The organism is Kitasatospora sp. NPDC001540 (assembly GCF_042894345.1).
GTDB lineage: Bacteria > Actinomycetota > Actinomycetes > Streptomycetales > Streptomycetaceae > Kitasatospora > Kitasatospora phosalacinea_C.
This window is the reverse complement of the sequence record NZ_JBIAVO010000024.1, coordinates 38,017-63,412: the sequence shown is the minus strand read 5'-3', so window position 1 is coordinate 63,412 and position 25,396 is coordinate 38,017. Positions and strand designations below refer to the sequence as shown.

Below are 25,396 nucleotides of genomic sequence, written 5' to 3'. Positions count from 1 at the left end.
GAGAACAGGACCGTGAGCCAGGCCGTCACCGTGCACAACTACAACCCCGTCGGCGCGCCCGCCGGGCTGGACTGGCGCAAGTCGAGCCGGTCGAACCAGCAGCACCTGGACGACAGCATCGGCTTCGCCATCGAGGGCGACTCGATCCGCATCGGCATCACCACCGACGAGTCGCAGGTGCCGCTCACCGCGACCCGGACCAAGATCCGCGCCATGATCGAGGGCGCCAAGGCCGGCGAGTTCGACTACCTCCTCGACTGATTCCCTGCACCCGCACGGCGGCTCCCCGGAGAGCGGAATTCTCCGGGGAGCCCCGCCGCCCTTGATACCCCGATCGAGTGGAGCACCACCATGAGCGTGATCACCCGTCTCGTCGACGATCCTCAAGCGTTCCTCACTCGCTGGCCCACCGAACCGGTCGTCTACCAGCGTGACGCGACCTACCCGGCCGATCTCTTCGACAGCGACGATGCGCGCCGGATCGTCGCCGACCCGACCCTTCGCTCCATCGAACTCGGCCACGTTCGCGAAGGCGCGCTCGTTCCCGACGCGCCGAACGCCGACCACCCCACCGCAACCCTGGTCCTCAACGGCCTGCACGTGACCTGGGCGCCGCTACGCGACGCGTCGAAGCACCTCGCGGCGGAGCTCGGTCACCCGGTGACCGCGAACGTGTACCTCACGCCGCCGAACTCCATGGGCTACGGGCCCCATTGGGACACCCACCACGTTCTTCTCGCGCAGTCCGAGGGTGAGAAGACGTGGCGGCTGGCACCCCCAATCATCGAAGACCCGCTCGACGTCCACCGGTGGACGAAGGTCGGCTTCACCGCGGAGCAGCGAGCCGACATCGAGGCGAACGCAGTCACAGTGACGCTCAAGGCTGGCCAGGTGCTGTTCATCCCCCGCGGCTGGGTGCACTTCGGGCACACGACTGTCCAGCGCTCCCTGCACATCACCTTCGGGATCCAGTTGCTGACGCGGCACTGGCTCCTCGCCCAGCTCCTCGACCAGGCCGCGGAGCACCTTCCGCTGCGTGCCGCGCTGCCGCCCGGCCTGAGCGGCTACCCCGCTGACGCGCTCGTGGCGGACACCCGGGCTGCGCTGTGGACGTTCCTCGACCAGCTCGACCTGATCGCTTCCGGCGGCGCCATTCAGGGTAAGCAGCAGTGCACGGTGCTTGGCATCGCCTAACCTCACCCTTAGGACGCCACACGGGAAGGACTGTGGACGTGCTCGGAGAGGACAAGAACGTACAAGGTTGGTACGAGGCCCGTGCCGGCCTCACGCCGCCCCTCGGGGCCCGTGACGCCATCCTCCTCGATCCGCAGGCCCAGCGCGCCGCAGGACCGTTCGCCGACACTGCGCACCTGGTTGTGGAGTGGCGCGGCGCCGAGTGGATTCCGATCGCTGTCGCCGACAGCTACGCCGAGGCGTACAGGCTGATCACTGAGGCGAAGCCCCCAGCCTTCCCACAGCCCTGCACGCCGGTCGCGCTGCTGCGACGGGGTTCCGGACGGCACCGCAAGAACTGATCATCGGCCAGGGGGAGACTTGGGCAGGCACCGCAGGCTCTGTCAGTGGACCGGGTGCCGCCAGTACGCGAACCTGTTAGACCTCGACACCGAGCAGACCTTCTGCCTCGGCTGTGCACTCGCGATGCTGCACGCCGCTGACGACCCGATCGTCAACTTCCGCGAGTTCGACGACACCACCGAGTACACGGACGCGATCGCGCGACACCCAAGCATCGAACGACTGATGCAGCGCCGCCGTAGTTGACCCGCGCCTTGCCCAACAGGGGCCGCACTACATACGGGGCTGCCCATCCTGACTGGCTGTAGGACTCTGGGCGAGCCCTTCGGTCGGCCAGCGGCGCGACGGGCCGCATCAGGCCGAAGACCACGACCTCGGGGATGCGGGTCCTCCGGCGCAGGTTGCGCTTGGCGACCGTTCCAGCAAGAGCCCCCCGCCATGTGGCGAGGGGTTCTTCTGGTCAGTCGACCTCGGCCGGCTCCAGGGAGTCGTACCCATCCGCGTACTTCTCGCCGTTGAGGTGGGCGGCGATCTTGCCAATTCCACGCTCGACCGCCTACGGACATAGTGCTGGTCTTCGCGCGCTCAATAGGTACGGTGCTGGTTTGGTGCTGACTCGGCAGCCCAGAACTCAGCAAACCCTCAGGTCGGAGCACTTGGCGAGTGGATCGTCGTACCACTCGATGGTGGTGCCGATCAGCGAGGCGGCGACGACGCGGCGCAGGGCCGCCGGCCGGGGTGCGGGGGGCGTGCCGTGCACGGCGGGGGTGGGGCTGGCCATGGGGTCACCGTTTCCGGAGGAGTGCGGGATGTCGCCACACCGTAGGAACGGGTAGGTGGCGAGCCTATGTGGGAAGGGGCCACAGTTCCGCGGGCGGGGGTGTGGGCGCCGCCCACGGTGCGGGCGGTCCGGTGCGCGGTGCGCCCGGCGGCGCGGCGGCGCTGGTGCCGCCGCAGCCGCCCCGGCGATCGATCCGCGCGTCGCTACGCTCGATCCGAGCGGTTTTCCGCTTGATTCGAGCGTCAAGGTGGGGCATTGTGCTCCTCGCGGCCTTCCGGGTTGCCGTTTCGACAGCGAAGAGGTGTGCCATGGACGAGATCGACCGCGCCATCCTGCGGGAGCTTCAGGTGGACGGCCGGATCCCCTACGCCGAGTTGGGGCCCAAGGTGGGCCTGTCGCCGTCCGCGGCGCGACTGCGGCTGCAGCGCCTGATCGACGCCAAGGAGGTGCAGGTGGTCGGGGTGACCGACCCGATGGCGATGGGCCACCGGACGATGGCGCTGCTGGGCCTGCACGTCGACGGCGACCCGCGGGCGGTGGCCGACGCGCTCGCCCGGCACGACGAGGTGGTGTACACGGTGCTGACCGCAGGCACCTTCGACCTGTTCGTCGAGGTGGTCTGCGCCCGCCCGGCCGACCTGCTGGACTTCGTCAACGACGTGGTCCGGGCCGTCGAGGGCGTCACGGCCGTGGAGAACTTCCCGTACTTCGCGATCCACACCCACCGCTTCCTCTGGCACACCGACTGAACCGGCCCCGCCGCCCTCCCCTCGCCCCGCCCGTCTCCACCCCGAGGACCCCCCGCCATGCCGCACGCCGACCACCGCACCGTCGACTTCTTCGCCCGGGAGGCGCTGCCCGCCCCGCGGACCACTCCGGCCGAGGCCGAGCTGCTCGCCGCCCGGCACCTGGGGACCGCGGCCCGCGCGGAGGCGCTGGGCAGCCAGCAGGACGCCAACTTCCTGCTGCGGGACGGCGACGGGACGGCCCTCGCGGTGCTGAAGGTCGCCAACCCGGCGTTCGGCGAGGCGGAGGTCGAGGCGCAGGACGCCGCCGCCGACCTGGTCGCCGCCGCCCACCCCGGGCTGCGGGTCGCCACCGTGCTGCGCCGCCCAGACGGCACCCCGCGCCGGGCGGTGGTGGAGTCCGGGAGCGGCCCGGCCGTCGCCCGGCTGCTGCGCCACCTGCCCGGCGGGACGCTCTCCGGGCGCCGCCACCTCTCCCCCGGCACGGTCGCGGCGACGGGCGCGGTCGCCGCCCGGGTCAGTACCGCCCTGCGCGACTTCCGGCACCCGGGCCTGGAACGCGTCCTGCAGTGGGACCTGCGGCACGCGGACCGGGTGGTCGAGCGGCTCGCCGGGCACGTCACCGAGCCCGAGCGGCGGGCCGCCGTCCTGGCGGCCACCGCCGGGGCCTGGTCGCGCGTGCAGGAGGTCGCCGCGGCCCTGCCGGTGCAGGCGGTGCACCTGGACCTGACCGACGACAACCTGGTCCGCCGCCCCGACAGCCCGCTGCCGGTGCCCGACGGGGTCATCGACTTCGGTGACCTGACCGCGAGTTGGGCGGTGAGCGAGCTGGCCGTGACGCTCTCCTCGCTGCTCCACCACGACGGGATGGAGCCGCACCACGTGCTGCCCGCCGTCCGCGCCTTCCACGCGCTGCGGCCGCTGTCCGCCGAGGAGGCGGCGGCGCTGTGGCCGCTGGTCGTGCTGCGCGCGGCCGGGCTGGTGGTGAGCGGACGGCAGCAGGCCGCCGTCGACGCGGACAACGCGTACGCCACCGGCGCGCTGGAGCGCGAGTGGCGGATCTTCGAGCAGGCCACCCGCCTGCCGCTCCCGGTGATGACCCACCTGGTCGCGGACGCGGCGGGGTACGCCGCCCCGCCGACCGCCGCCGCCCCGCCCGCGCACCCGCTACTGCGCGGCCTCGCCCCCGACCGCTTCGCCCTGCTCGACCTGGCCACCGAATCCGACGCGATGGACGGCGGGGCCTGGCTCGGGGCCGACTCGCCGCACACCGGTACGACGCACACCGACTCGCCGCACGCCGGTACGACGCACACCGGGGTCGAGCGGCGGGCGGCCGCGGCCGTGCTGGCCGGTGGCGCGGCCGTCGCCCGTACCCCGTACGGGCGGGCCCGGCTCTCCCGGACGCCGGTGCTCTCCGCCGTCTCCCCCGCCACCGTCGCCACCGGCGTCGACCTGTGGCCGGGCGAGGAGCTGCCGGCGCAGGCGCCCGGCGCCGCCCTGGTGCTGACCGCCGCACCCGGACTGCTGGAACTCGCTTACGACGGACGGGTGTTGGTGCTGGAGTTCGACGCCGCGACCCGGCCGTCGGTGCCGGTCGGGGCCGAGCTGCGCGGCGGCGAGGAACTGGTCCGCCTCCCGGCCGGGGCCCCGGCCCGGCTGGCCCTGCGCGCGGCCGACGGCCCGACCGTCCCGGCCCTGGTGCGCCCCGAGTACGCGGCCGGCTGGCTGCCGCTGACCGCCGACCCCGCCCCGCTGCTGGGGCTGGACGCCACCGCCGCCGCCACCGCCACCGCCCGCACCGAACGGGCCGACCTGCTGGCCCGGCGCGCCGCCGTGTTCGCCACCGTGCAGGAGCACTACTACGCCGAACCGCCCCGGATCGAACGGGGCTGGCGTCACCACCTGGTGTCCACCGACGGCCGCGCGTACCTCGACATCGTCAACAACGTGACCCCGCTGGGCCACGCCCATCCGAGCGTCGAGCGGGCGGTGGCACGGCAGTTGCGGCGGCTGAACACCAACTCGCGCTTCCACTACGCCTCGGTGGTGGAGTTCACCGAGCGCCTGGCCGCGCTGCTGCCCGACCCGCTGGACACCGTGTTCCTGGTCAACTCCGGCTCCGAGGCGGTGGACCTGGGCCTGCGGCTGGCCGCCGGCGCCTCCGGCCGACCGGACGTGGTCGCCGTGCGCGAGGCCTACCACGGCTGGACGTACGCCTCCGACGCGGTCTCCACCTCCCTCCAGGACAACCCGAACGCCCTGGCCACCCGCCCGGGTTGGGTCCACACGGTGGACTCCCCCAACCCCTACCGGGGCCGCCACCGGGGCGCGGACGCGGCCCGCTACGCGCCCGAGGCGGTCGCGGTGGTCGACGCCCTGGCCGCCGCCGGGCGCCCGGCGGGGGCGTTCGTCAGCGAGACGTTCTACGGCAACGCGGGCGGCGTCGCGCTGCCCGACGGCTACCTCGCCCAGGTGTACGCGGCGGTCCGGCGGCACGGCGGCCTGGCCGTCGCCGACGAGGTGCAGGCGGGCTACGGCCGGTTGGGCGAGTGGTTCTGGGGCTTCGAGCAGCAGCGGGTCGTCCCCGACGTGGTCTGCGTGGCCAAGGCGATGGGCAACGGCCACCCGCTCGGCGCCGTGGTCACCACCCGGGAGATCGCCGAACGCTACCGCGACCAGGGCTACTTCTTCTCCTCCACCGGCGGCAGCCCGGTCTCCAGCGCCGTCGGCCTCGCCGTCCTCGACACCCTGCGCGACGAGGACCTGCAGGGCAACGCGGTACGGGTCGGCGGCCACCTGAAGCGGCGGCTGCGGGCGCTCGCCGACCGGTACCGGATCGTCGGCGCCGTGCACGGCTCCGGGCTCTACCTCGGGCTCGAACTCGTCCGCGACCGGGCCACCCTGGAGCCCGCCACCGAGGAGACCGCCGAGCTCTGCGACCGGATGCTCGACCTCGGCGTGGTCGTCCAGCCCACCGGCGACCACCTCAACGTCCTGAAGATCAAGCCGCCGCTGTGCCTGGACACCGCCGCCGCCGACTTCTTCGCCGACACCCTCGACCTGGCACTGGCCCAACTCGGCCACGGCGCCTGACTCCTGCGCGCCGCACCGCCGCTTCCCGCCGGCTCCCGCGTGCCACACTGGTGCCGGCCCGGCCCGACGCCCCGCCCGCAGGAACGACCACCCCCGTACGGGAGGCACCGTGAAACTGCTCCTCACCTCCGCCGGGGTGAAGAACCCCAGCATCCGGCAGGCCCTGGTCGACCTGCTGGGCAAGCCCGTCGAGGAGGCCGACGCCCTGTGCATCCCCACCGCGGGCTACGGGCACCCCATGGGGAGTCCGGCCGGGGCCTGGCGCTTCGTCACCGGGCGCTCCAGCACCCCGATGTGCGAGCTCGGCTGGCGGTCCATGGGCGTCCTGGAGCTCACCGCGCTGCCCAGCATCGGCGCGGAGCGCTGGCTGCCCTGGGTCGAACAGGCCGACGTGCTGCTCGCCAACGGCGGTGACGCGCTGTACCTGTGCCACTGGATGCGGCAGTCCGGCCTGGCGGAGCTGATCCCCACCCTGCCCGAGAAGGTCTGGGTGGGGCTCAGCGCCGGCAGCATGGTGATGACGCCCCGCATCGGGGCGGAGTTCGTCGAGTGGCGGTCGCCCACCGGCACCGACGAGACCCTGGGGCTCGTCGACTTCTCCCTCTTCCCGCACCTGGACCACCCGGCCCTGCCGGAGAACTCCACGGCCGACGCGGAACGCTGGGCGGCCGCCCTGCCGAACCCGGCCTACGCCATCGACGACGAGACCGCCGTCAAGGTGGTCGACGGAGTGGTCGAGGTCGTCTCCGAGGGCCGCTGGCGACGGTTCTGAGCGGCCGCCGCACGGATGGTCGGTCGCCCGGGTGCGTCAGTCGCCCGGGTGGGTCATCGCGTCGATGGCGATCGCGGCGGCCAGCACGGTGGCGTGGTCGGCGTCGGGGCCGACCTCCAGGCCGTAGGTGTCGCGCAGGCGGAACCACTTCTTCGACACCTCGGCGACCTTCCGGCCGTCGCGTTCGATCGTGTACTCGTGGTCGAGCACGTTGCCGTGGACGTCGAGCTCGGGGCCGTCGGCCTGCTCGATGTGCCAGCGGTCGCGGAGCGGGTTGATCAGGGCCTTCTTGACCATGGCGATCCGCTTGCCGTCGGCGTCCTCGATCTCCATCGACTCCTTGATCCGCAGCGCGCGGCTCTGGACGGTGGCGACCCGGTGGCCGGAGCGGTCCTCGATGTGGAAGGTCTTGCGCAGGCGCAGCGCCTTGCCGTCGACCTTGTAGACGTGGTCGCCGGAGTCGTCGTCGATCCAGTAGTCGTCGCCGAAGGCGAGGAGCTTCTGCCGCATCTGGTAGCGGGTGACCCCGTCCCCGTGGTCGAAGGCCCGGTTGGCCTGGCGGCGGGCCCGTCGTTCCTCGAACATCCCGGCGTCCTCTCCTCGTGCTGCGGCGGCGGACGCCGCCCCGCTGCCGGGTGCGCCGTCCGTGGGCCCTTCGTACCGCCGTCCGGGCGGGGGCGCATCTTTTCCGGGGACGGGCGGCGGGCGGCGGGCGGCGGGCAGTGCCCGTCGCCGCGTGAGGCGCTCAGCCCCTGGCCCGTCGGCGGCCGAGCAGCCAGCCGAGGGCGACGCCGACCAGCAGGGTGACCAGCAGGACCAGCCACAGCGGCAGCGTGACGGTGGGGATCCACAGCCGGATCCTCACGGAGGCGGTGTTCACGGCGATGAACCAGATCGCCAGCACACCGAGCAGCAGGAACGCGATGGTCCTCATGCGCACGTCGCGGCCGCCGACGGTGACCGAGGCCGGCCGGTCCGCACCGCTCGTCTTGTCAGCCATACGGCCCATTATGTGATGGTTCGCCCGCATCGGCCCGTCGACCTGCGGGCCCCCGTCCGCCCCCGGCGCGCCGGTTCCCCCCGCTCCGGTGCGCTGCCTACGGTGGGGAGGTGAGCGATCGTCGAAGCGGCGGGTACCTGGGGGCGGCGGCCGCGTTCGCCGTCTGCATGGCCGGCACCACGCTGCCCACCCCGCTGTACGGGCTGTACCAGGAGCGGATCGGGTTCTCCGAGCTGATGGTGACGGTGGTGTTCGCCGTCTACGCGCTCGGGGTGATCGGCGTGCTGCTGCTGGTCGGGAACGTCTCGGACGCGGTGGGGCGGCGGCCGGTGCTGCTGGTCGGCCTGGGGTGCGCGGCGGCCAGCGCGGTGGTGTTCCTCGCCGAGCAGGGCCTGGCCTGGCTGTTCGCGGGCCGCCTGCTGTCGGGCTTCGCGGCGGGCCTGTTCACCGGCACCGCCACCGCGTACGTCCTGGAGCTGGCCCCGCCCGGACGCAGGGGCCGGGCGGGTTTCGCCGCGACCGCCGCCAACATGGGCGGTCTGGGCTGCGGGCCGCTGCTGGCCGGGCTGCTGGCCCAGTACGCGGCGCGGCCGCTGACCCTGCCGTTCGCCGTCCACCTGGTGCTGCTGGCGCTGTCCTTCGCGGTGGTGCGCGCCCTGCCGGAGAGCGTGCCGGGGGCGCGCCCGCTGCGCGCCGCGCGGCCGCGGCGGCCGTCGCTGCCCGCCGAGGTGCGCGGGGTGTTCCTGCCCGCGGCGGTCGCCGCGTTCGCCGGGTTCTCGCTGCTGGGGGTGTTCACCTCGGTGACGCCCGCGTTCCTGGCCGAGGAGGTGGGCGTGCACAACCACGCGGTGGTCGGCCTGGTCGTCGCCTCGGCGTTCTTCGCCTCCACCGTCGGCCAGTTGCTGGTGCCGAAGCTGGGCGCGCGGCGGGCGCTCCCGCTGGGCTGCCTGGTGCTGATCGGCGGCCTGGGCCTGCTCGCCCTCTCGCTGGCCACCGACGCCCTCGCCCCGCTGGTGCTGGCGGCCCTGGTCGGCGGCGCCGGGCAGGGCATGGCGCTGCGCGGCGCGGTCGGCGAGGTCGCGGCGGCCGCGCCCGAGGCCCACCGCGGCGGGGTGCTGTCGCTGCTGTTCGTGGTCGCCTACCTGGGCATCTCGATCCCGGTGATCGGCGTGGGCCTGCTGGACGGCCCGCTCGGCCTGCCGGACGCGGGCCTGGTCTTCACCGCCTGCATGGCCGTGCTGGCCGCCGTCTCGGGCGCCTTCCTGCTGCGCCGGGCCCGGTCCGGGGGCTGACCGCCCGCCGGTTGTGGATCTTCCCTCCCCCACCGTCCCGTGGTAGGAGTGCCGCAACACCGCGCACCCGAAGGAGCACGACCATGCCGATCGCCGGCCGGACGACGGACCCCGGTTCCGATCACCTGTTCATGCTCTGCTGGGGCATCGCCGCGTTCACGATCGGCTGCTTCCTCGCCTTCAACCTCCGGGGCGTGGTGGACCGTCTCATCGCCTTCGCGGAGGCGCAGCGCGCGCAGTCGGGCCTGACGGCGCCGATGCGGGGAACCTCCGCCTTCCGGGTGGTCGGAACGGTGTTCTTCCTGGTGGGTGGGGGCCTGACGGTGGTCGGCGCGGTCAAGGTGTTCTCCGTGGACGCGCACTCCCTGTTCGCCCGGAACCAGGACCTCGGGGCGCTGACCCTGGTCTTCCCGTTCTTCGGCCTGTTCGCGCTGGCGGGGCTCTGGCACCGCCGCGGCCCGCTGCGCGCCGCCTGGGCCACCGGCCGCGCGGCGCTCCGCTTCGCCGCCGCCCTGGACTGCCTCGCCGTCCTCGCCCTGGCCACCTGCCTCACCCTGGGCCTCTTCACCCTGGGCGCCTTCGTCCTCGCCCTGACCGTGGTCACCGCCGCGATCACCCTGCTCTCCCTCCCCCGGCGGGGCACCGCCACCTGATCGGGCGTCATACTCCGGTATCACCCCGCCGATTGGCTCCGCGGTACGACGCGGACCACCCGTTCGTCCCCGTACGGTGGGGCCCGGCAACAGGCACCTGACACGAGGGGACTTCCGATGACGGGCACGCGCGGACGGATCGGGGCGGCGCTGCTGCTCGCGGCACTGGCGGCGACGGCGGCCCTACCGGCACCGGCAGCGTCGGCCGAGACCGGCACCCGGCAGGCCACTGCACAACTCCCTTCGCCTACCGGGCCGTTCGCGATCGGGACGGCCTCGCTGCGGATCGCCGACGACTCCCGACCCGACCCGTGGACGGCCGGGCGCACCCGCGAGCTGATGGTGAGCGTCTGGTACCCGGCCGCCCGCTCCGCCGACGGCCCGCGGGCCCCGTACATGACCGCGGCCGCCGGGGCCCACTTCGGCGGGCCGGACGGCGTCGGGCTGATCAACTACGCGGTGACGCCCGGCAGTACGGACTGGTCCGGCATCCGCACCCACGCCCGGACGGACGCCCCCGTCCTGCCCGGCGGCCCGCGCCCGGTCGTGCTGTACTCGGCCGGGCTGGGCGACCCGCGCACCTGGGGGACCGCGCTGGTCGAGGACCTGGCCTCCCGCGGGTACGTGGTGGTGACCGTCGACCACACCTACGAGGCGTCCGAAGTCGCTTTCCCCGACGGAGAGTTGGCCACCTCCGTGCTGCCCGGCATGCTCGGCGACCCGAACCTCGACATCGGCGCGGTGCTGCGCAGGTCCCTGGACGCCCGGGTCGCCGACACCCGGCTCGTCCTGGACCGGCTCGGCTGCCTCGGCGACCGGTCCGACCTGCCCGCCGGGCTCGCCGCCGCGATGGACCTCGGCCGGATCGGCATGGCCGGGCACTCCGCGGGCGGCTTCACCGCCCTGCAGGCCATGCACGACGACCCGCGGATCGCCGCCGCGATCGACCTCGACGGCCAACTGCACTTCCCCGGCCCCGACGGGCAGAGCGGCGTCTTCCTCCCCAGCGTCGCCGAGGACGGCCTCGACCGCCCCTTCCTCCTGATGGGCACCCGCAGCCCCGACTCCGGCTCCTACCACCGGCAGCCCGGCTGGGACGCCCTGTGGCAGCACAGCACCGGCTGGCACGCCGACGTCACCCTCGAAGGCTCCCGCCACGCCTCCTACACCGACGCCGCCACCCTCCTCCCCCAACTCGCCCGCCAGGGCGCCCTCTCCCCCGCCGACCTCCGCTCCGAGGTCGGCGACCTCCCGCCCGCCCGCACCGAGGCCGCCACCCGCGCCTACGTCGCCTCCTTCTTCGACCGCTGGCTGCGCGGCCACGACGACCACCTGCTGGACGGGCCCTCGGCGCGCTTCCCCGAGATGACCTACGAACGCTGACCCGGGCCGCTGCCGAGCCCCGCCAGGGGCTCGGGGAACGGCAGAGCCCCGTCAGGGGCTCGGGGAACGGCGAGTCCGAGCTGCTGGCGGCCGGAGCCCATCGAAGGTCCGTGCTGCTTCGGGCCAGGACAGCGGAGCGAGCCTCTCAGGCCGCCGTCACCGACTGCGGGAAGGCGAACACCCCGTCCGGGTCGTACTGCCGGGCCACCCGCTGCAGCCGCGGCAGGTTCTCGCCGTAGTAGGCGCGCCCCCAGTCCGGCAGCGTCGCGTCGATGTAGTTGACGTACGCGCCGCGGGCGCCGAGCCGGGCGAGGCCGTCGCGGATCTCGTCGACGGTGGCGCGGACGCGGTCCTCGGTGGCGGCGGTGGCGCCCGCGTAGACCTGGGCGCTGGCCAGCGAGCCGCGGTGCGGGAAGGCCGTGGCGTCGGGGGCGAGCTCGCCGACCGCGCCGCCGAGCGAGTCGAGCAGCAGGTCGACGCCGGTGCGGCCGGTCATCAGCTCGGTGAGCCGGGCCGGGTCGACCGGGCCGGGGCCGAACATCCGGGAGACCGCGACGAACCCGGTGCGGGTGAGCCGCCCGCCCTCCCAGGTGGGGTGGCACTGGGCGACGGTGTCGTTGGCGCACCCGGCCATGAACTTCATCGCGGCCAGGTAGTCCTTGGCGGCGACGGTGCGTCCGGTGGGCGCGGTGCCGGCCAGCCGCACCAGGCGGTCGATCTGCTGGTTCGCGCCGGACGGGTCGCCGACCCAGCAGCCGACGATCCGGCAGGTCGGCGGGTTGCCGCCGGAGACCTGGCAGCTGGCCCACAGTTCGGGCGGCGCGTCGGCGACCCACTGCTGCCAGCCGCCGAGCGCCTGGGCGACGGACCCGGCGGGGAACGGCACGATGAAGACGGTCAGGCCGGGCGCGGGCGGGGTGTCGAAGGTGAAGCGGGTGACCACGCCGAAGTTGCCGCCCCCGCCGCCGCGCAGTGCCCAGTGCAGGCCGTCCTCGTGCTCGGCGTCGGCGGTGCGCACGCAGGAGTCGGCGGTGACGACCTCGGCGGCGTCCAGCCGGTCGCAGGTGAGGCCGTACTTGCGGGCCAGGACGCCGATGCCGCCGCCGAGGGTGAGTCCGCCGATGCCGACGGTCGGGCAGCTCCCGCCGGGCAGCAGCCGTCCGGCCGCGGCCAGGCCCGCGTACACCTCGATCAGCCGGGCACCCGCGCCGACCTCGGCCCGGCCGTCGGGGCGGACCCGGACGGTGTTCATCGCGCGCAGGTCGATCACCAGGCCGCGGTCGGGGACGCTGTAGCCCAGGTAGCTGTGACCGCCGCTGCGGGCCGCGATCGGGATGCCGTGGCCGCGGGCCACGTCCAGGCAGGCCCGGACGTCGTCGGCGGTGGCGCACTTGGCGACCGCGCCCGGGAGTTGGCCGTCGTTCAGCTCGTTGAAGCCGAGCCGGGCCGTCCCGTAGCCGGGGTCGGCGGGCAGCACCAGCCGGTCGCCGAGGCGCTGCCGCAGCGCCTGCCAGTCCGGCGGCGCGGCCCGCCAACCGCGCTGCCGGGGCGGGAACGCCTCCACCGCACCGGGCCCGCCCCGGGCCAGGGCGGGGGACGCACCCGCCACCAGCCCCACCCCCACCGCTGTGCCGACGGCCAGAAAACGACGACGGTTCATTGTCACGACGCACCTTCCTCCCCGCACCGGGCGCACGGGGGCTCTGGGCCGATCGTCACGCCCCGCCCCGCCCGCGCCCGGCTGCGGCCCGCCGGAGTGCGTCCGATGGCGCAGCGCACACCGGCGCGCGCCGGACGGCACACCGGGCCGCGCGCGCCCGTCCCGCCCGGCCGCCCCCACCGCCCCGGCCCGTCCCGGCCGTCCGGCCGTTCGATTCCGGAGCCCGTACCGCCCGGCGGCCGCTCCGGCCGCTCCGGCCGGTGCGATCCGCCCTGCGGGGCACCTCACCCACGCGCCAACTGCGCTTCCCCAAAAGCCTCTTGAGGACTCTCAAGGTCCCCACCGCCGCGGGCCGCACCCGCGCCTCGCGGGCGCCGCACGCCGCTCCGGGGAACCCGTGCGCCGCCGAACGCCTCCGAACCGTGACCTGACAGGGAGTCAATTCCCCCTCCGGTGTCGTATGGTCACCGTCTCGGCCGGGCGCGGTCACGGATGACCGCGCACCGTCGCTGCCGTGCGGCCGCGCGCTGCCCGGACGCGGCGGGCGGGTCGACCGGAACGCGCGGAGCGAGCGGAGGCGGGCGGGTGGAGGTTCGGGTCCTGGTACGGGTGCCGACGGGGTGCGCCTGGTGACGGCCGTCGACGGCCTTCCGCCGCTCGGTGCCGAACTCGGCTGGGAGCGGCTGGGGTTCACCGAGGAGCTGCGGGCGCTCGTCCGCCGTCTGGAGACCCCGGCGGACGAATTCGCCACCCGCTGCGGGCTGGGCCCGGACGCGCTCGCGGGCTACCTCGCGGCCGTGCGCATCCCGCCGTGGGAGTTCGTCGAGGCCCTGCTCGACGCGGTGCGGGGCGGCACCCCCGACACCCACGACGCCGCCGACCGGGCCGTCCGCGAGCGGCTGCGCCGGTCGCGGATGGCGGCGCTGCGGGTCGCCCGGTCGATCGGCCGGGCGGTGTGCCAGCTCGAGGGCCAACTGCACGCCGCCGAACGGGAGATCGAGCAGGCCGACGAACAGGCCGCCCGGGCCGGACGCGCGCTGGCCGCCCTCGACTCCCCCGCCGAGCACCCCGAGCACCCCGACCGCGCCGCCCTGGCCGAGCAGCTCGACCGGGCCCGCGAGCAGTCCGCCCGGGCCGGGGCCCGGCACGCCCTGCTGCGGCGCCAACTCGCCCTGGTGGAGCAGCAGCAGGGCACCTCCGCGGCGCCGCCGCCCCCCACCGGAGCGGAGCCCGACGACGGGCCGCCGCCCAAGGTCCTGCTGGTGGACGACCGCCCGGAGAACCTGACCGTCCTGGAGGCGCTGCTGGGGCCGCACGGACACCAACTCGTCCCCGCGACCTCCGGCCCCGAGGCGCTGCGGGCGCTGATGGAGCCCGACGGCTACGCCGCGATCCTGCTCGACGTGCAGATGCCCGGCATGGACGGTTACGAGACCGCCGAGCACATCCGGCGCCGCGCCCGCACCCGCGACATCCCGATCGTCTTCGTGACCGCCATCGGCGGCGACGCCGACCACGCGATGCGCGCGTACGCCGCGGGCGCCGCCGACTTCATCCCGAAGCCGGTCGACCCGTGGGCGGTGCGGGCCAAGGTGGCCTCCTTCGTCGAACTGCACCGCGAGCGCCACGAGGGCCGGGAGGGTCGGTAGCGCCTCGCGGGCGCAGCCGTCAGCGGGGGGCGGTCGCCGCGGCCTGGCGGCGGCAGGCCTCGTCCAGCGCCTTGGTGTCCTCCAGTACCTCGTCCGCGGTCATCCGGCCCCAGCGGAGGGTGAGCCACTGGACGGCCTCGTTGCGGTAGGGCGTGCCGTCGGCGAGGGTGGCCGCCACGTCGAGCCGGACGACCACGGTGGTGCGCCAGGGCCAGCCCCGGACGATCACCTCGCGGGGAGTCAGCCGCAGCCCGGGGAAACGCTCGTACAGGGCGCGGAACCACTCCGCGAAGGCGTCCCGACCGACGAACTCGGCGCTGACGGGGGTGTCCCCGGCGAAGCGGAAGCGCAGGTCGGGGGCGGCGGTGGCGACGGCCGCCCGGTGGTCGCCGGTGCCGATCCGCCGCCACAGCGCGCGGACCCTGGCACGGGTGATCGCGTGGTACATCACTGCCTCCCGGACGAGGGCGACGGACGCACCGGCCCCTCGGTCCTCAACCTAGCACCTGACTTGCAACATGCAAGCCACTGCGCCCCGCCGCACTACACTGGACGGCGTGGACCGCACCCGCTTCGCCGACATCCCGTGCTCCGTCTCGCGCGCCGCGGGGGCGGTCGCCGACCCGTGGACGCTGCTGGTGCTGCGCGACCTGTTCCTGGGGCTGCGGCGCTTCGAGGAGCTGCGGCAGGACCTCGGCATCGCCACCAACATCCTGTCCGCCCGCCTCGACCACCTGGTCGCCGAAGGCCTGGTCGAGCGCCGCCGCTACAGCGCGCACCCGCCGCGCGACGAGTACCTGCCGACCGACGCCGGACGGGACCTGCACGGCGTCGTCCTGGCGCTGCTCGCCTGGGGCGACCGCCACCGCTCCGACCCGGCCGGCGCCCCGCTCGTCCCCCGCCACACCACCTGCGGGCACCCCGCCCGTCCGGTCGTCGCCTGCGACCACTGCGGCGGCGAACTGACCGACGGCACCGTCGAGTTCGTCCCCGGCCCGGGCGGCCGCCCGGCCCGCGGCACCGCCGTCGTCGCCGCCCGCCTGGCCGCGGGCCCGCTCCCCGACCGAGGACCGAACCCGACGGACGAGGGCTGAACCCGCCGGACGACGGCGAGGCCACCACCCCCTGCAGTGGGGTGACGGCCTCATTCCGTGGGGGTCTCGGGCCCGGGCGGGGCTACTTCCAGCTGTCGTCGAGGCTGACCGTCCCGGCGGCGCCGGTGGTGCAGGCGCGGTTGGCGCCGCTCTCCCACGTGACGTTCCCGGCCGCGTCCTTGACGAGGTACTTGTACTCGAAGGCGGTGCTCGCGGGCAGGGTGAGCGAGAGCTTCCAGTTCGGGTAGGCGGCGGAGGACATCGGCAGCGCGTTGGCGGGGTTCCAGCCGCCGAGCCGGGCGGTGGAGCCGACCAGGTAGACGTTCTGCCCGTAGACGGTGCTCTTGTTCTCGGAGAAGTTCACCGTGACCTGGCCGCTCGCGGTGGTACCACCCCAACTGTCGTTGAGCGTGCCGCCGTTGGTGCCGGAGTTGGCGCTGTGGTTGGCGCCGCTCTCCCAGGTGACGTTCCCGGCGGCGTCCTTGACGAGGTACTTGTACTCGAAGGCGGTGTCGGCGGGCAGTTGGACGCTTCCGCTCCACACGGGGTAACCGGCCGGGGAGAGCGCGACGGCCGCGTTCGGGTCCCAACTGCCGAGCTGCGGCAGGGAGCCGACCAGGTAGACGTTCTGGCCGTTGACGGTGGTCCTGTTCTCGTTGAACGTCTCGGTGACCGTCCCGCCGGGGTTGGTCGGGCCGGCGGACGGCGAGGGGCTGGCGCTGCCGCTCGGGCCGGCGCTCGGGCTGGCGCTGCCGCTCGGGCTGCCGCTCGGGCTGGGACTGGCGCTGCCGCTGGGGCTCGCGGTGCCGGTGGTGGCGGCGTACAGCGCGACCGCGTCGCCCGCGTTGACGGTGACCGTCGCCTTGCCGGAGCCGTCCACGCTCACGGTCGGGCCGGTGCAGGCGGAACCGCTGAGGTCGCCGTGGACGACGTCGCAGTAGGTGCCCGCGGCGAGGCCGGTGGTGAAGGCCCGGGTGATCGCGGAGCCGCTGTTGTTGATGGCGACCCAGCCCTTGCTGCCGCGGCTGAAGGCGATCGCGTTGCTGCCGTTGTCCCACCAGTTGGCGACGGACTGGCCCTGGGCGGCGTTGTGCCAGCCGACCATGTTGGCGATGCCCCGGTCGCGGTCGGTGCAGGTCCAGGTGCCGTTGCCGCAGTTGACGTCGGTGACGAAGCCGTTGCCGTCGGCGGGCGGCGAGTCGTCCTTGTTGTTGAACCGGAAGCCGGAGTAGACCTGCGGGGTGCCGTAGCCCCAGGCGAGTTCGAAGACGTGCGCCAGCCTGTACTTGGCGCCGTCGTTGTACGTCAGGGTGGCCCGGTCCCGCTCCAGGTCGTGGTTGGTCACCATGACGGCGGACTTGTCGCTCGGCTCGAAGCCCCAACTCTGCCCGAAGGTCTTCAGGTTGGCGATGTTCCCGTTGAACTGCTGGGAGAGCTTGGAGGCGTAGGTGAACTCCAGCACGCTGCCGTTGCCCTCGAAGGCCGCGGGCGCCAACTGGCTTCCGCCGCCAGGGAAGACCTCCTGGTAGACGTACGGGCGACCGCCCCACCGGGTGTCGTCGACCCGGGAGAGGATGTTCGCCATGTCGGCCTGCGCGATGTGCTTGGCCGTGTCCACCCGGAAACCGTCGACGCCCGCGCCGACCAGGGAGTTGAGGTACCCGGCGATCTTGCCGCGGACGTAGTCGCTCTCGGTGCTCAGGTCCTCCAGGTTCAGCGCCTGGCACTCCTGGACCTGGGTGACGTTGTTCCAGTCGGTGACGCTCAGGTCCGCGTTGGGACACGGCGGGGAGCCGTGGAAGTCCGACTTGGCGTAGGGCACCGCCGAGTAGCTGTACGCGGACGGACTGAAGGCCGAGCCGCCGTAGCCGGTGGTGCTGCTCTGGTTGCTGCCCGCCATGTGGTTGATCACCGCGTCGGCGTACACCTTCACGCCGGCGTCGTGGCAGGCCGTCACCATGGCCCGGAACTGCGCGTCGGTGCCCATCCGGCTGTTCAGGCGGTACGAGACCGGCTGGTAGACCTCCCACCAGGGGTGCCCGGGCAGCGAGATCGACTCCTGCGGCGGGGCCACCTGCACCGCCCCGTAGCCCTTCGGCCCCAGGACGTCGGTGCACTCGGTCGCGACCGAGTTCCAGTTCCACTGGAACAGGTTGGCGATCACGTCGCCGCCGTTGGGGGTGGCGGCGGCCCGTGCGGTGCCCTGCAGGCCGAGCGGCAGCAGCCCGCCCAGCACCAGGGCACCGGCTGCGGCCGCCACGGGCGCGGTTCTACGGACAGGGGTCATCGGCGAATCTCCCAAGGTGGTGGGGGACTTGAGAAGGCAACGGGAAGACGATCCACTCCGGCCCGACGCACCGTCAAGGCTTTCTGCAAGAAATTTCATCTTCTTGCGTTCGGATCCACACCTCCCGGAAACAGGGATCGGGTAGGTGAATCCGCCGAAAAGGTATACACCTCCCCACCATCCGCCCAGCTCGCCCCAGCAGGAGCGAAATTTCTTTCAGGAACTTTCACTCCCCGTGCCGCTCCCCGCCCCGCATCCGCCCCCGGGTTAGCGTGGCGCGGTGAACCACGGCGAGATCGACGACGACGGCATGGTGCGGGTGCGCGGCGCCCGGGTGCACAACCTGCGGAACGTGACGGTGGCGGTGCCGCGCGGAGCGGTGGTCGCGTTCACCGGCGTCTCCGGCTCCGGCAAGTCCTCGCTGGCCTTCGGCACCCTGTTCGCCCAGGCCCAGCACCGCTACTTGGAGTCGGTCTCCCCCTACGCCCGCCGCCTGCTGCGCCAGGTCGAGGCCCCGCAGGTGGACGCCGTGACCGGCATGCCGCCCGCCGTCGCGCTGGAGCAGCGCCGCTCCGTCCCGTCCGGCCGCTCCACCGTCGGCACCGTCAGCACCACGTCCAACCTGCTGCGGATGCTGCTCTCCCGCTGCGGCACGTACCCGCCCGGCGCGCCGCGGTTGGACTCCGACGCGTTCTCGCCCAACACCCCGGCCGGCGCCTGCCCCGAGTGCCACGGGCAGGGCGTGCTGCACCGGGTCACCGAGCGCTCGCTCGTCCCGGACGACTCGCTCTCCATCCGGCAGGGCGCCGTCGCGTCCTGGCCCGGCGCCTGGCAGGGCAAGAACCTGCGCGACATCCTCGGCGCGCTCGGGCACGACCTGGACCGGCCCTGGCGCGAACTGCCCGCCGCCGAACGGGAGTGGATCCTGTTCACCGAGGAGCAGCCGGTCGTCACCGTCCACCCCGAGCGCGAACCCGGCCGCGTCCAGCGCCCGTACCGGGGCAAGTACAGCAGCGCCCGGCGCCTGGTCCTCAAGGCCTTCGCCGAGTCCCGCAGCGAGGCCGCCCGCGCCAGGGCCGCCGCCTTCCTGGAGCAGTCCACCTGCCCGAACTGCCACGGCCACCGGTTGCGCCCCGAAGCGCTCGCCGTCACCTTCGCCGGGCTGAACGTCACCGGCCTGGCCGCCCTGCCCGCCGGGCGGCTCGCCGAACTGCTGCGCCCGCACACCGCCGGGGACGGCCCGGCCGCCCTGATCACCACCGACCTCGTCGACCGCCTCACCGCCCTGGAACGCCTCGGCCTCGGCTACCTCTCGCTCGACCGCACCGCCCCCACCCTCTCCACCGGCGAACTCCAACGCCTGCGCCTGGCCACCCAGTTGCGCTCCGGCCTGTTCGGCGTGGTGTACGTCCTGGACGAGCCCTCGGCGGGCCTGCACCCGGCCGACACCGAGGCGCTGCGGCGCGTCCTGGCCGAACTGCGCGCCGCCGGGAACTCGGTGTTCGTGGTCGAGCACGACATGGCGGTGGTGCGCGGCGCCGACTGGCTGGTGGACGTCGGCCCGGCCGCGGGCAGCGGCGGCGGCCGGATCCTGCACAGCGGCCCGGTCGAGGGCCTGCGCGCGGTGGACGCCTCCGCGACCCGCCGTTTCCTGTTCGACCCGCCGCCCCCGCCGCCGTCCCGCGGCCGCACCCCCACCGGCGTGCTGCGGCTGCGCGGCGTCACCCGGCACAACCTGCGCGGCCTGGACGTGGACGTGCCGCTGGGCGTGCTCACCGCCGTCACCGGCGTGTCGGGCGCGGGCAAGTCGACGCTGCTCGCGGCCGTCGCCGACGCCGCCGGGGACCGCCGCGTGGTGAGCTTCGACCAGACCCCGCTGGGCCGCACCCCGCGCTCCAACCTGGCCACCTACACCGGCCTGCTGGACAGCGTCCGCAAGCTCTTCGCCGCCACCGCGGAGGCGAGGGCGCGCGGCTACGGCGCGGGCCGGTTCTCCTTCAACGTCGCCGCCGGACGCTGCCCCACCTGCGAGGGCGCGGGCGCAATCGAGGTCGAGCTGCTGTTCCTGCCCACCGCCTGGAGCCCCTGCCCGGACTGCTGCGGCAGCCGCTACAACCCGCAGACCCTGCAGGTGACGTACCGCGGCGCCACCATCGCCGACGTCCTCGCCCTGACCGTCGACGAGGCCGCCGCGTTCCTCGCCGACACTCCGCCCGCCGCCCGCGTCCTCACCACCCTCCAGCAGGTCGGCCTCGGCTACCTGCGGCTGGGCCAGCCCGCCCCCGAGCTCTCCGGCGGCGAGGCCCAGCGCGTCAAACTCGCCGCCGAACTCCAGCAGGCCCACCGCCGCCACACCCTCTACCTGCTGGACGAGCCCACCACCGGCCTGCACCCCGCCGACAGCGAGGTCCTCACCGCCCAACTGCACCGCCTGGTCGACGCGGGCGCCACCGTCCTGGTCGCCGAACACGACCTCGACCTGATCGCCGGAGCCGACCACGTCATCGACCTCGGCCCCGGCGGCGGCGACGCGGGCGGCCGCCTCCTCGCCGCCGGCACCCCGGCCGACGTCGCCGCCTCCCCCGCCAGCCGCACGGGACCGTACCTGGCGGAGCGCCTCTCCCCGCAGGGAAGTTGATCGCCCGCGAGCCCACTCACCGACGTCCCGGCCTCGGTCCGCGTTCGAGATCTGGGCCGGGGCGGCGCAGGCATGCCGAAAACCGGTTGCCCTGTGGCGAATGATGAGATCGTGATCTCCAAGGAACGCGCCGTCGGGCTGGTCGAGTCCTTCCTGGCCCGAGAGCTGCCGACGTGGCCGTGGCGGGGGCCCGCCCCCACGCCCGACGTCTACCACGTGCAGGAACGCGCGGTCGGCTGGCTCGTCTTCTGGCGCTCGGCGGAACAGGCCCGCGCCCGTGACGCGCGCGGCAGCTTCGTCGGGGGCCACTACCTGGTGGACCGGCACGACGGGAGCATCCACCACGTGCCCGCCGTCTCGTGGGAGGAAGCGGGCTGGGAGGAGCAGTACCTCCTGGAGATCAAGGGCATCAGACCGCCCGATCCACTGGCCTCCGCCGTTCGCGCGCTCGCCCGCGCCGCGGGCGTCGTGGCCGCGATGAGCCACCTGCGCAAGCAGGCCCCACGACTGGGCCTGCAGGAAGCGAGGGTCTACGTCACGACCGTTCGGGACGGCGCCGAACCACCGGAAGAGCTGGCGAACCTCACCCGGGAAGAGCCGAACCGGCCGTTTCCGCCCATCGAAACGCTGGCCGGTCCGGTCCAGTAGGGCTCCGGCCGGTGAGCCGAGGTCCAGGCCGAGCGTACCGGTCACGAGGAACCGCTTGCGGCCCTTGGCCTTCTTGCCCGCGAGGAACCCTTCCCCTCCTCCCGCCCGAAGGGCCGCCGCATCGGGTTCGACCTCGTCTAGCGCCCCCGCACGTCCACCGCCGCCATCCCCGCCCGCGCCGCCGCCAGCAGCCCGCTGTCCGCGTCCTCCAGCACCACGCACGCCGCCGGTTCGACGCCCAACTGCCGTGCTGCCAGCAGGAAGAGGTCCGGCGCGGGCTTGCCGTGCCGGACCTCGTCACGGGTCACCGCGCACGCGAACAGCCCGTCCAGCCCCAGGTGCCGCAGCGTCGCCTCCACCGTCCGGCGCGTCCCGCCGGAGGCGACGGCGAGCGGGAGGCGGCCGGACAGTGCGCGGGCCAGGGCGGTGACCGGGGCGATCTCGGTGACGGCGGTCAGGTGGTCGAGGTAGCGCTCGCTGCACTCGCCCACCAGTCGACCCACCAACTCGTCGTCCGCGGCGGCCCGTTGCCCGGCCAGCGCAGCCCTGATCGTCTCCGGGGTGGACGTCCCGGTGTATCCCGCGTACCACTCGCGGCTGACCTCCACCCCGTACGGTGCCAGGGTCGCCGCGAGGGCCAGGTGGTGGGCGGGGTGGGTGTCGGCGAGGGTGCCGTCGCAGTCGAAGAGCACGGCCCCGAAACCGGCGAACGACTCCGGGTCATCCAGAACGACCATGCCTTCCTCCCAAGTGAGTTGACGTCACGCCACGACCTCATTGGTCCACACCACACCCTCCCTGCCGACGCCCCGCCCGGTCAAGGACGCCCGGAACTCGCCGGCCCGCCCGGCCCGTCCCGTGCTGGAATCCCCCGGTGACCCTCACCGTCCGCCCGGCCGGACCGGCCGACCTGCCGCAGCTCCCGACCCTGCAGCTCGCCGCCGGACAGACCTTCCACCACATCGGCAGCTGATCGACCGGGTGGCGGGGTGGGCGGCCGAGCGGCGGATGCCCACCCTCACCCTGAGCACCTTCCGCTCCGTCCCGTGGAACGTCCCCTACTACCTGCGGATCGGCTTCCGCGAGGTTCCGCCCGCCGAGCTCACTCCGGCACTGCGCCAACTCCCGGCCGAGGAAGCCGCGTTCGGTCTCGACCCGGCCGGCCGGGTCTGCCTGCGCCGCCCCGTCCGCACCACCTGAGGACCGGCAACCCGAAGGGCCCGCGCGAACACCGCGCGGGCCCTTGAACGTCCGTCCGTCCGTTCCTGCGGCCTCAGTTGGCGAGGCTGAAGTCACCGCCCACCGGTGCGGCGATCTTGTCCACGCCGGTCAGTGCGGTGAGCGTGGTGACGGGGGTGCTGCTCTCGGTGGTGGTGCCGTTGCCGAGTTGGCCGGAGCCGTTGGCGCCCCAGGAGCGAACGGTGTTGTCGCCGAGCAGCGCGATGGTGTGTTCGCGGCCGCCCGCGACGAGTTGGACGCCCTTGATGCCGGGCACCGGGACGGGGGTGATCCGGTAGTCGGTGGTGCCGTCGCCGACCTGGCCGGAGGTGTTCTGGCCCCAGGCCTTCAGCTTGTTGTCGCTGTCGGTGACGGCCAGGCTGTGGTTGCAGCCCGCGGCGATCTGCGAGACGCCGCCGAGCCAGATGCCCTGGGTGTCGACGGGCGCGTACCGGTTGATGGTGCTGTTGTCGCCCAGCTGCCCGGTCGCGTTGTAGCCCCAGGCCTTGACCGAGTTGCCGCTGGTGGGCTTGGTGCCGCCGCTGGGCGGGCCGATCAGGGCCAGGTTGTGGTTGCACCCGGCCGCGATCTCGGTGACGCCGCTGAGGCCGCCGACCGGCGCGGGGACGTTGCGGCTGGCCGAAGTGCCGTCGCCGAGCTGCCCGTTGATGTTGTAGCCCCAGGCCCAGACGGTGCCGTCCTCGCGCAGCGCGATGCTGTGGTTGAGGCCCGCGGCGATCGCGACGACCTTGTTGAGGCCCTCGACCCGGACGGGGACGCTGCTGTCGCTGTTGGTGCCGTTGCCGAGCTGCCCGTAGTTGTTGCGGCCCCAGGCGACCACGGTCTGGTCGGCGAGCAGGGCGAGGCTGTGCCAGCCCCCGGCGGCGACGTCGCGGCCGTCGGAGAGGTTGACGACCTGTCCGGGCGCGTTGTGGCTGAAGACGCTGCCGTCGCCGAGCTGCCCGGAGCTGTTGGCGCCCCAGGACATCACGGTGCGGTCCTTGAGCAGCGCCAGCCCGTGCCCGGTGGTGGAGCCGCCGCCACCGGCGGCGATCTTGTCGACCTCGGCGCTGGTCAGGCCGAGCACGGTGGTGGAGGTGGTGCGGAAGTCGGTCCAGGTGCCGTCGCCGAGCTGCCCGGAGCGGTTGTTGCCCCAGGCCTTGAGCCGCTTCTCCTGCGCGTGCGCGGTCCCGGCGGGCACGGCGGCCAGGCTGAGCGCGGTGAACGCGGCCAGCCCGGCGGCGAGGGCGGGCCGTAGCGCGGGGCGCAGCCGGGCGCGCAGCGGGGTGCGGGGAGCGGCGGCGTTCTGGGAGGGCGTCATGGAGGGCCTTTCTCTAGGGGTGGCGGGTCAGCGCGCGAGGCTGAAGTTGCCGTTGCTGGGCGCGGAGACCAGGGAGACGCTGCCGGACTTGGCGAGCACCTGGACGGGCGTGTTGCGCTGGTTGGTGGTGCCGTCGCCGAGCTGGCCCTTGTCGTTGAGGCCCCACGCCTGCACGGTGCCGTCGGCGAGCACGGCCAGGTTGTGCGCGGCGCCGGAGGCGATCGCCTCGATGCCGGTCACCCCGGGCACGGGCACGCTGGTGTTGCGCTGGGTGGTGGTTCCGTCGCCGATCTGCCCCTTGTCGTTGGCGCCCCAGGCGCGCAGCGTGTGGTCCTGGAGCAGGGCGAGGCTGTGGGTGGCTCCGGCGGAGAGCGCGGTGACGTCGGTGAGCTCCTGGACGGGCACGGGGTAGGGCTTGTTGGCGGTCGTGTCGTCGCCGAGCTGGCCCTTGTCGTTGAGGCCCCAGGCGTAGACGTGCCCGTCGGCGAGCAGGGCGAGGGCGTGGTTGGCCCCGGCGGCGATGCCCTTGACGGTGGTGAGGCCGGGGATGCTCATCGCGGTGTTGCGGGTCGCGGGGGTGGCGGCGGGAACGGGCGCGGTGGAGCTGACCGGCAGCGGGGTGACGCCGAGCTGGCCCTTGTCGTTGTTGCCCCAGGTCTTGACGGTGCCGTCCTTGAGCAGCGCCATGCTGAAGGTGTCACCGGCGGCGACCGCCTTGACGTCGGAGAGCCCGGCGACGGTGACGGGCAGGCTGGTGTTGACGGTGGTGCCGTCGCCGAGCTGGCCCTTGTCGTTGAGGCCCCACGCCTTGACGGTGCCGTCCTTGAGCAGGGCCAGGGCGTGCGCGCCGCCCGCGGCGACGGCCTCGACGTCGGTCAGTCCGGCGACCAGGCCGGGCACGGCGGCGTCCTCGGTGGCGCTGGTGGTGCCGTTGCCGAGCTGGCCCTTGTCGTTCTTGCCCCAGGCCTCGACGGTGCCGTTGCCCAGCAGCGCGAGCGCGAACCCGGTGACGGTGGTGCCGCTGGTGGTGCCTCCGGCGGCGATGCCGTTGAGCTCGGCCCCGGCCATGCCGACCACCGAGACGGGGGTGAGCCGCTGGGTCTTGGCGGTGCCGTCCCCGAGCTGCCCGTTGGCGTTGTTGCCCCAGGCGCGCAGCCGCAGGTCGTACGCGGACGCGGTGCCGGCCGGCAGGACGGTGGTGGACACCAGGGTCAGTCCGGCCACCATCGCGGTCAGGGTGGCGGCGGGCAGCTGGCGCAGCGTGCGGTGCATCGGTGGTTCCTCCATGGACGTGCGGGGCGTGGGGTGACGGGGCCTCAACGGGACGGGGTGCCGGGGGCGGTGCGCTGGACGGGCCCGCCCCGGGCGAGCCGTCCGGGCGGGGGCTGGACGGGGTGGATCTTGTCCACCGGCCGGTGCGCGGCGTGCGGGGCGCCCTGCGGTGCGGGGCGGTCACCCTGCGCGGGAGGGGCCTGGGCGGCGGCGGCCGGGGGCGCGGCGAGCAGGCAGGCGAGCAGGCAGGGGGCGGCGGCCGCGAGCAGGGCGGCGCTTCGGGCGTGGAGTGTCATCGGTGCCTCGTGGTCAGGTCGGGCGCGGCTCGGCACGGCACGGGAGGCGTGCGG

General features: G+C 74.1%; 25 protein-coding genes. 15 read left to right on the top strand and 10 right to left on the bottom strand.

Annotated elements, in window-relative coordinates; genetic code table 11:
- Positions 1-12 precede the first annotated feature (12 nt).
- The 4 genes from ACFY00_RS25620 (at position 13) to ACFY00_RS25605 (ending at position 1,782) form a co-directional block, all read left to right on the top strand.
- On the top strand, positions 13-261 hold the full coding sequence (locus ACFY00_RS25620; RefSeq protein ID WP_388033897.1) for a hypothetical protein: 249 nt from the start codon (positions 13-15) through the stop codon (positions 259-261).
- Positions 262-351: 90 nt separating this feature from the next.
- Positions 352-1,194, top strand: a complete 843-nt coding sequence (locus ACFY00_RS25615; protein ID WP_388033896.1) for a JmjC domain-containing protein — start codon at positions 352-354, stop codon at positions 1,192-1,194.
- 38 nt (positions 1,195-1,232) lie between these two features.
- The gene (locus tag ACFY00_RS25610; RefSeq protein ID WP_388033895.1) at positions 1,233-1,535 is read left to right on the top strand and encodes a DUF6087 family protein; all 303 of its coding nucleotides are present in this window, start codon (positions 1,233-1,235) and stop codon (positions 1,533-1,535) included.
- 19 nt (positions 1,536-1,554) lie between these two features.
- Positions 1,555-1,782, top strand: a complete 228-nt coding sequence (locus ACFY00_RS25605; RefSeq protein WP_388033894.1) for a hypothetical protein — start codon at positions 1,555-1,557, stop codon at positions 1,780-1,782.
- 385 nt (positions 1,783-2,167) lie between these two features.
- Here ACFY00_RS25605 and ACFY00_RS25600 read toward each other — a convergent pair whose 3' ends face one another.
- Positions 2,168-2,317 (bottom strand): hypothetical protein, encoded by a 150-nt coding sequence (locus ACFY00_RS25600; protein ID WP_388033893.1) that lies wholly within the window; start codon positions 2,315-2,317, stop codon positions 2,168-2,170.
- A 308-nt stretch (positions 2,318-2,625) separates the two neighbouring features.
- Between ACFY00_RS25600 and ACFY00_RS25595 the strand changes: the two genes are divergently transcribed.
- The 3 genes from ACFY00_RS25595 (at position 2,626) to ACFY00_RS25585 (ending at position 6,931) form a co-directional block, all read left to right on the top strand.
- A complete protein-coding gene (locus ACFY00_RS25595) occupies positions 2,626-3,066 on the top strand; it encodes an Lrp/AsnC family transcriptional regulator (protein ID WP_388033892.1) in 441 nt (146 codons plus the stop codon).
- 57 nt (positions 3,067-3,123) lie between these two features.
- Entirely contained in the window at positions 3,124-6,159 is a 3,036-nt protein-coding gene (locus ACFY00_RS25590) for an aminotransferase (RefSeq protein WP_388033891.1), read from the top strand.
- A 109-nt stretch (positions 6,160-6,268) separates the two neighbouring features.
- The gene (locus tag ACFY00_RS25585; RefSeq protein ID WP_388033890.1) at positions 6,269-6,931 is read left to right on the top strand and encodes a Type 1 glutamine amidotransferase-like domain-containing protein; all 663 of its coding nucleotides are present in this window, start codon (positions 6,269-6,271) and stop codon (positions 6,929-6,931) included.
- A 36-nt stretch (positions 6,932-6,967) separates the two neighbouring features.
- Here the strand turns inward: ACFY00_RS25585 and ACFY00_RS25580 are convergent, their stop codons facing one another.
- A complete protein-coding gene (locus ACFY00_RS25580; RefSeq protein ID WP_388033889.1) occupies positions 6,968-7,516 on the bottom strand; it encodes an LURP-one-related/scramblase family protein in 549 nt (182 codons plus the stop codon).
- A gap of 160 nt (positions 7,517-7,676) precedes the next feature.
- Positions 7,677-7,931: a lipopolysaccharide assembly protein LapA domain-containing protein gene (locus ACFY00_RS25575; RefSeq protein WP_388033888.1), complete on the bottom strand. Its 255-nt coding sequence runs from the start codon at positions 7,929-7,931 to the stop codon at positions 7,677-7,679.
- Positions 7,932-8,041: 110 nt separating this feature from the next.
- Between ACFY00_RS25575 and ACFY00_RS25570 the strand changes: the two genes are divergently transcribed.
- The 3 genes from ACFY00_RS25570 (at position 8,042) to ACFY00_RS25560 (ending at position 11,259) form a co-directional block, all read left to right on the top strand.
- Entirely contained in the window at positions 8,042-9,223 is a 1,182-nt protein-coding gene (locus tag ACFY00_RS25570; RefSeq protein WP_388033887.1) for an MFS transporter, read from the top strand.
- Positions 9,224-9,306: 83 nt separating this feature from the next.
- Entirely contained in the window at positions 9,307-9,876 is a 570-nt protein-coding gene (locus tag ACFY00_RS25565) for a hypothetical protein (protein ID WP_388033886.1), read from the top strand.
- A gap of 117 nt (positions 9,877-9,993) precedes the next feature.
- Positions 9,994-11,259, top strand: a complete 1,266-nt coding sequence (locus ACFY00_RS25560; protein WP_388033885.1) for an alpha/beta hydrolase family protein — start codon at positions 9,994-9,996, stop codon at positions 11,257-11,259.
- Positions 11,260-11,404: 145 nt separating this feature from the next.
- On the opposite strand, the gene ACFY00_RS25555 is transcribed toward ACFY00_RS25560, so the two are convergent.
- Entirely contained in the window at positions 11,405-12,919 is a 1,515-nt protein-coding gene (locus ACFY00_RS25555) for an FAD-binding oxidoreductase (protein WP_388033952.1), read from the bottom strand.
- A gap of 629 nt (positions 12,920-13,548) precedes the next feature.
- Here ACFY00_RS25555 and ACFY00_RS25550 point away from each other — a divergent pair.
- Positions 13,549-14,568, top strand: a complete 1,020-nt coding sequence (locus ACFY00_RS25550; protein ID WP_388033884.1) for a two-component system response regulator — start codon at positions 13,549-13,551, stop codon at positions 14,566-14,568.
- A 19-nt stretch (positions 14,569-14,587) separates the two neighbouring features.
- Here ACFY00_RS25550 and ACFY00_RS25545 read toward each other — a convergent pair whose 3' ends face one another.
- Positions 14,588-15,016, bottom strand: coding sequence for a nuclear transport factor 2 family protein (locus tag ACFY00_RS25545; RefSeq protein WP_388033883.1), 429 nt, complete (start codon positions 15,014-15,016; stop codon positions 14,588-14,590).
- Positions 15,017-15,125: 109 nt separating this feature from the next.
- Here ACFY00_RS25545 and ACFY00_RS25540 point away from each other — a divergent pair, with 109 nt between their 5' ends.
- Positions 15,126-15,662 carry a winged helix-turn-helix transcriptional regulator gene (locus ACFY00_RS25540; RefSeq protein WP_388033882.1) on the top strand — a complete coding sequence of 179 codons (537 nt, stop codon included), beginning with the start codon at positions 15,126-15,128 and terminating at the stop codon, positions 15,660-15,662.
- Between the two features lie 82 nt (positions 15,663-15,744).
- On the opposite strand, the gene ACFY00_RS25535 is transcribed toward ACFY00_RS25540, so the two are convergent.
- The gene (locus tag ACFY00_RS25535; RefSeq protein WP_388033881.1) at positions 15,745-17,949 is read right to left on the bottom strand and encodes a carbohydrate-binding module family 20 domain-containing protein; all 2,205 of its coding nucleotides are present in this window, start codon (positions 17,947-17,949) and stop codon (positions 15,745-15,747) included.
- A 310-nt stretch (positions 17,950-18,259) separates the two neighbouring features.
- Here ACFY00_RS25535 and ACFY00_RS25530 point away from each other — a divergent pair, with 310 nt between their 5' ends.
- Positions 18,260-20,587, top strand: a complete 2,328-nt coding sequence (locus ACFY00_RS25530; protein WP_388033951.1) for an ATP-binding cassette domain-containing protein — start codon at positions 18,260-18,262, stop codon at positions 20,585-20,587.
- A gap of 111 nt (positions 20,588-20,698) precedes the next feature.
- Positions 20,699-21,235 (top strand): hypothetical protein, encoded by a 537-nt coding sequence (locus ACFY00_RS25525; protein WP_388033880.1) that lies wholly within the window; start codon positions 20,699-20,701, stop codon positions 21,233-21,235.
- 137 nt (positions 21,236-21,372) lie between these two features.
- Here ACFY00_RS25525 and ACFY00_RS25520 read toward each other — a convergent pair whose 3' ends face one another.
- Positions 21,373-21,972, bottom strand: a complete 600-nt coding sequence (locus ACFY00_RS25520; protein ID WP_388033879.1) for an HAD family hydrolase — start codon at positions 21,970-21,972, stop codon at positions 21,373-21,375.
- Between the two features lie 271 nt (positions 21,973-22,243).
- Here ACFY00_RS25520 and ACFY00_RS25515 point away from each other — a divergent pair, with 271 nt between their 5' ends.
- Positions 22,244-22,435 carry a hypothetical protein gene (locus ACFY00_RS25515; RefSeq protein ID WP_388033878.1) on the top strand — a complete coding sequence of 64 codons (192 nt, stop codon included), beginning with the start codon at positions 22,244-22,246 and terminating at the stop codon, positions 22,433-22,435.
- A 73-nt stretch (positions 22,436-22,508) separates the two neighbouring features.
- Here the strand turns inward: ACFY00_RS25515 and ACFY00_RS25510 are convergent, their stop codons facing one another.
- From ACFY00_RS25510 to ACFY00_RS25500, 3 genes are read right to left on the bottom strand one after another with little or no spacing between them, the layout of a single operon-like run.
- Positions 22,509-23,774, bottom strand: coding sequence for an RCC1 domain-containing protein (locus ACFY00_RS25510; protein WP_388033877.1), 1,266 nt, complete (start codon positions 23,772-23,774; stop codon positions 22,509-22,511).
- Positions 23,775-23,801: 27 nt separating this feature from the next.
- Positions 23,802-25,046 (bottom strand): RCC1 domain-containing protein, encoded by a 1,245-nt coding sequence (locus ACFY00_RS25505; RefSeq protein ID WP_388033876.1) that lies wholly within the window; start codon positions 25,044-25,046, stop codon positions 23,802-23,804.
- Positions 25,047-25,090: 44 nt separating this feature from the next.
- On the bottom strand, positions 25,091-25,342 hold the full coding sequence (locus tag ACFY00_RS25500) for a hypothetical protein (protein WP_388033875.1): 252 nt from the start codon (positions 25,340-25,342) through the stop codon (positions 25,091-25,093).
- Positions 25,343-25,396 lie beyond the last annotated feature (54 nt).

What these genes read in the sequence shown, in the direction of transcription:
- ACFY00_RS25590 (WP_388033891.1), top strand. Translation starts at nt 3,124, where the DNA reads ATGCCGCACGCCGACCACCGCACCGTCGACTTCTTCGCCCGGGAGGCG.
- ACFY00_RS25600 (WP_388033893.1), bottom strand. Translation starts at nt 2,317, where the DNA reads ATGGCCAGCCCCACCCCCGCCGTGCACGGCACGCCCCCCGCACCCCGG.
- ACFY00_RS25520 (WP_388033879.1), bottom strand. Translation starts at nt 21,972, where the DNA reads ATGGTCGTTCTGGATGACCCGGAGTCGTTCGCCGGTTTCGGGGCCGTG.
- ACFY00_RS25500 (WP_388033875.1), bottom strand. Translation starts at nt 25,342, where the DNA reads ATGACACTCCACGCCCGAAGCGCCGCCCTGCTCGCGGCCGCCGCCCCC.
- ACFY00_RS25505 (WP_388033876.1), bottom strand. Translation starts at nt 25,046, where the DNA reads ATGCACCGCACGCTGCGCCAGCTGCCCGCCGCCACCCTGACCGCGATG.
- ACFY00_RS25565 (WP_388033886.1), top strand. Translation starts at nt 9,307, where the DNA reads ATGCCGATCGCCGGCCGGACGACGGACCCCGGTTCCGATCACCTGTTC.
- ACFY00_RS25615 (WP_388033896.1), top strand. Translation starts at nt 352, where the DNA reads ATGAGCGTGATCACCCGTCTCGTCGACGATCCTCAAGCGTTCCTCACT.
- ACFY00_RS25530 (WP_388033951.1), top strand. Translation starts at nt 18,260, where the DNA reads ATGGTGCGGGTGCGCGGCGCCCGGGTGCACAACCTGCGGAACGTGACG.
- ACFY00_RS25555 (WP_388033952.1), bottom strand. Translation starts at nt 12,919, where the DNA reads ATGAACCGTCGTCGTTTTCTGGCCGTCGGCACAGCGGTGGGGGTGGGG.
- ACFY00_RS25575 (WP_388033888.1), bottom strand. Translation starts at nt 7,931, where the DNA reads ATGGCTGACAAGACGAGCGGTGCGGACCGGCCGGCCTCGGTCACCGTC.
- ACFY00_RS25595 (WP_388033892.1), top strand. Translation starts at nt 2,626, where the DNA reads ATGGACGAGATCGACCGCGCCATCCTGCGGGAGCTTCAGGTGGACGGC.
- ACFY00_RS25560 (WP_388033885.1), top strand. Translation starts at nt 9,994, where the DNA reads ATGACGGGCACGCGCGGACGGATCGGGGCGGCGCTGCTGCTCGCGGCA.
- ACFY00_RS25510 (WP_388033877.1), bottom strand. Translation starts at nt 23,774, where the DNA reads ATGACGCCCTCCCAGAACGCCGCCGCTCCCCGCACCCCGCTGCGCGCC.
- ACFY00_RS25580 (WP_388033889.1), bottom strand. Translation starts at nt 7,516, where the DNA reads ATGTTCGAGGAACGACGGGCCCGCCGCCAGGCCAACCGGGCCTTCGAC.
- ACFY00_RS25535 (WP_388033881.1), bottom strand. Translation starts at nt 17,949, where the DNA reads ATGACCCCTGTCCGTAGAACCGCGCCCGTGGCGGCCGCAGCCGGTGCC.
- ACFY00_RS25545 (WP_388033883.1), bottom strand. Translation starts at nt 15,016, where the DNA reads ATGTACCACGCGATCACCCGTGCCAGGGTCCGCGCGCTGTGGCGGCGG.
- ACFY00_RS25515 (WP_388033878.1), top strand. Translation starts at nt 22,244, where the DNA reads ATGCCCACCCTCACCCTGAGCACCTTCCGCTCCGTCCCGTGGAACGTC.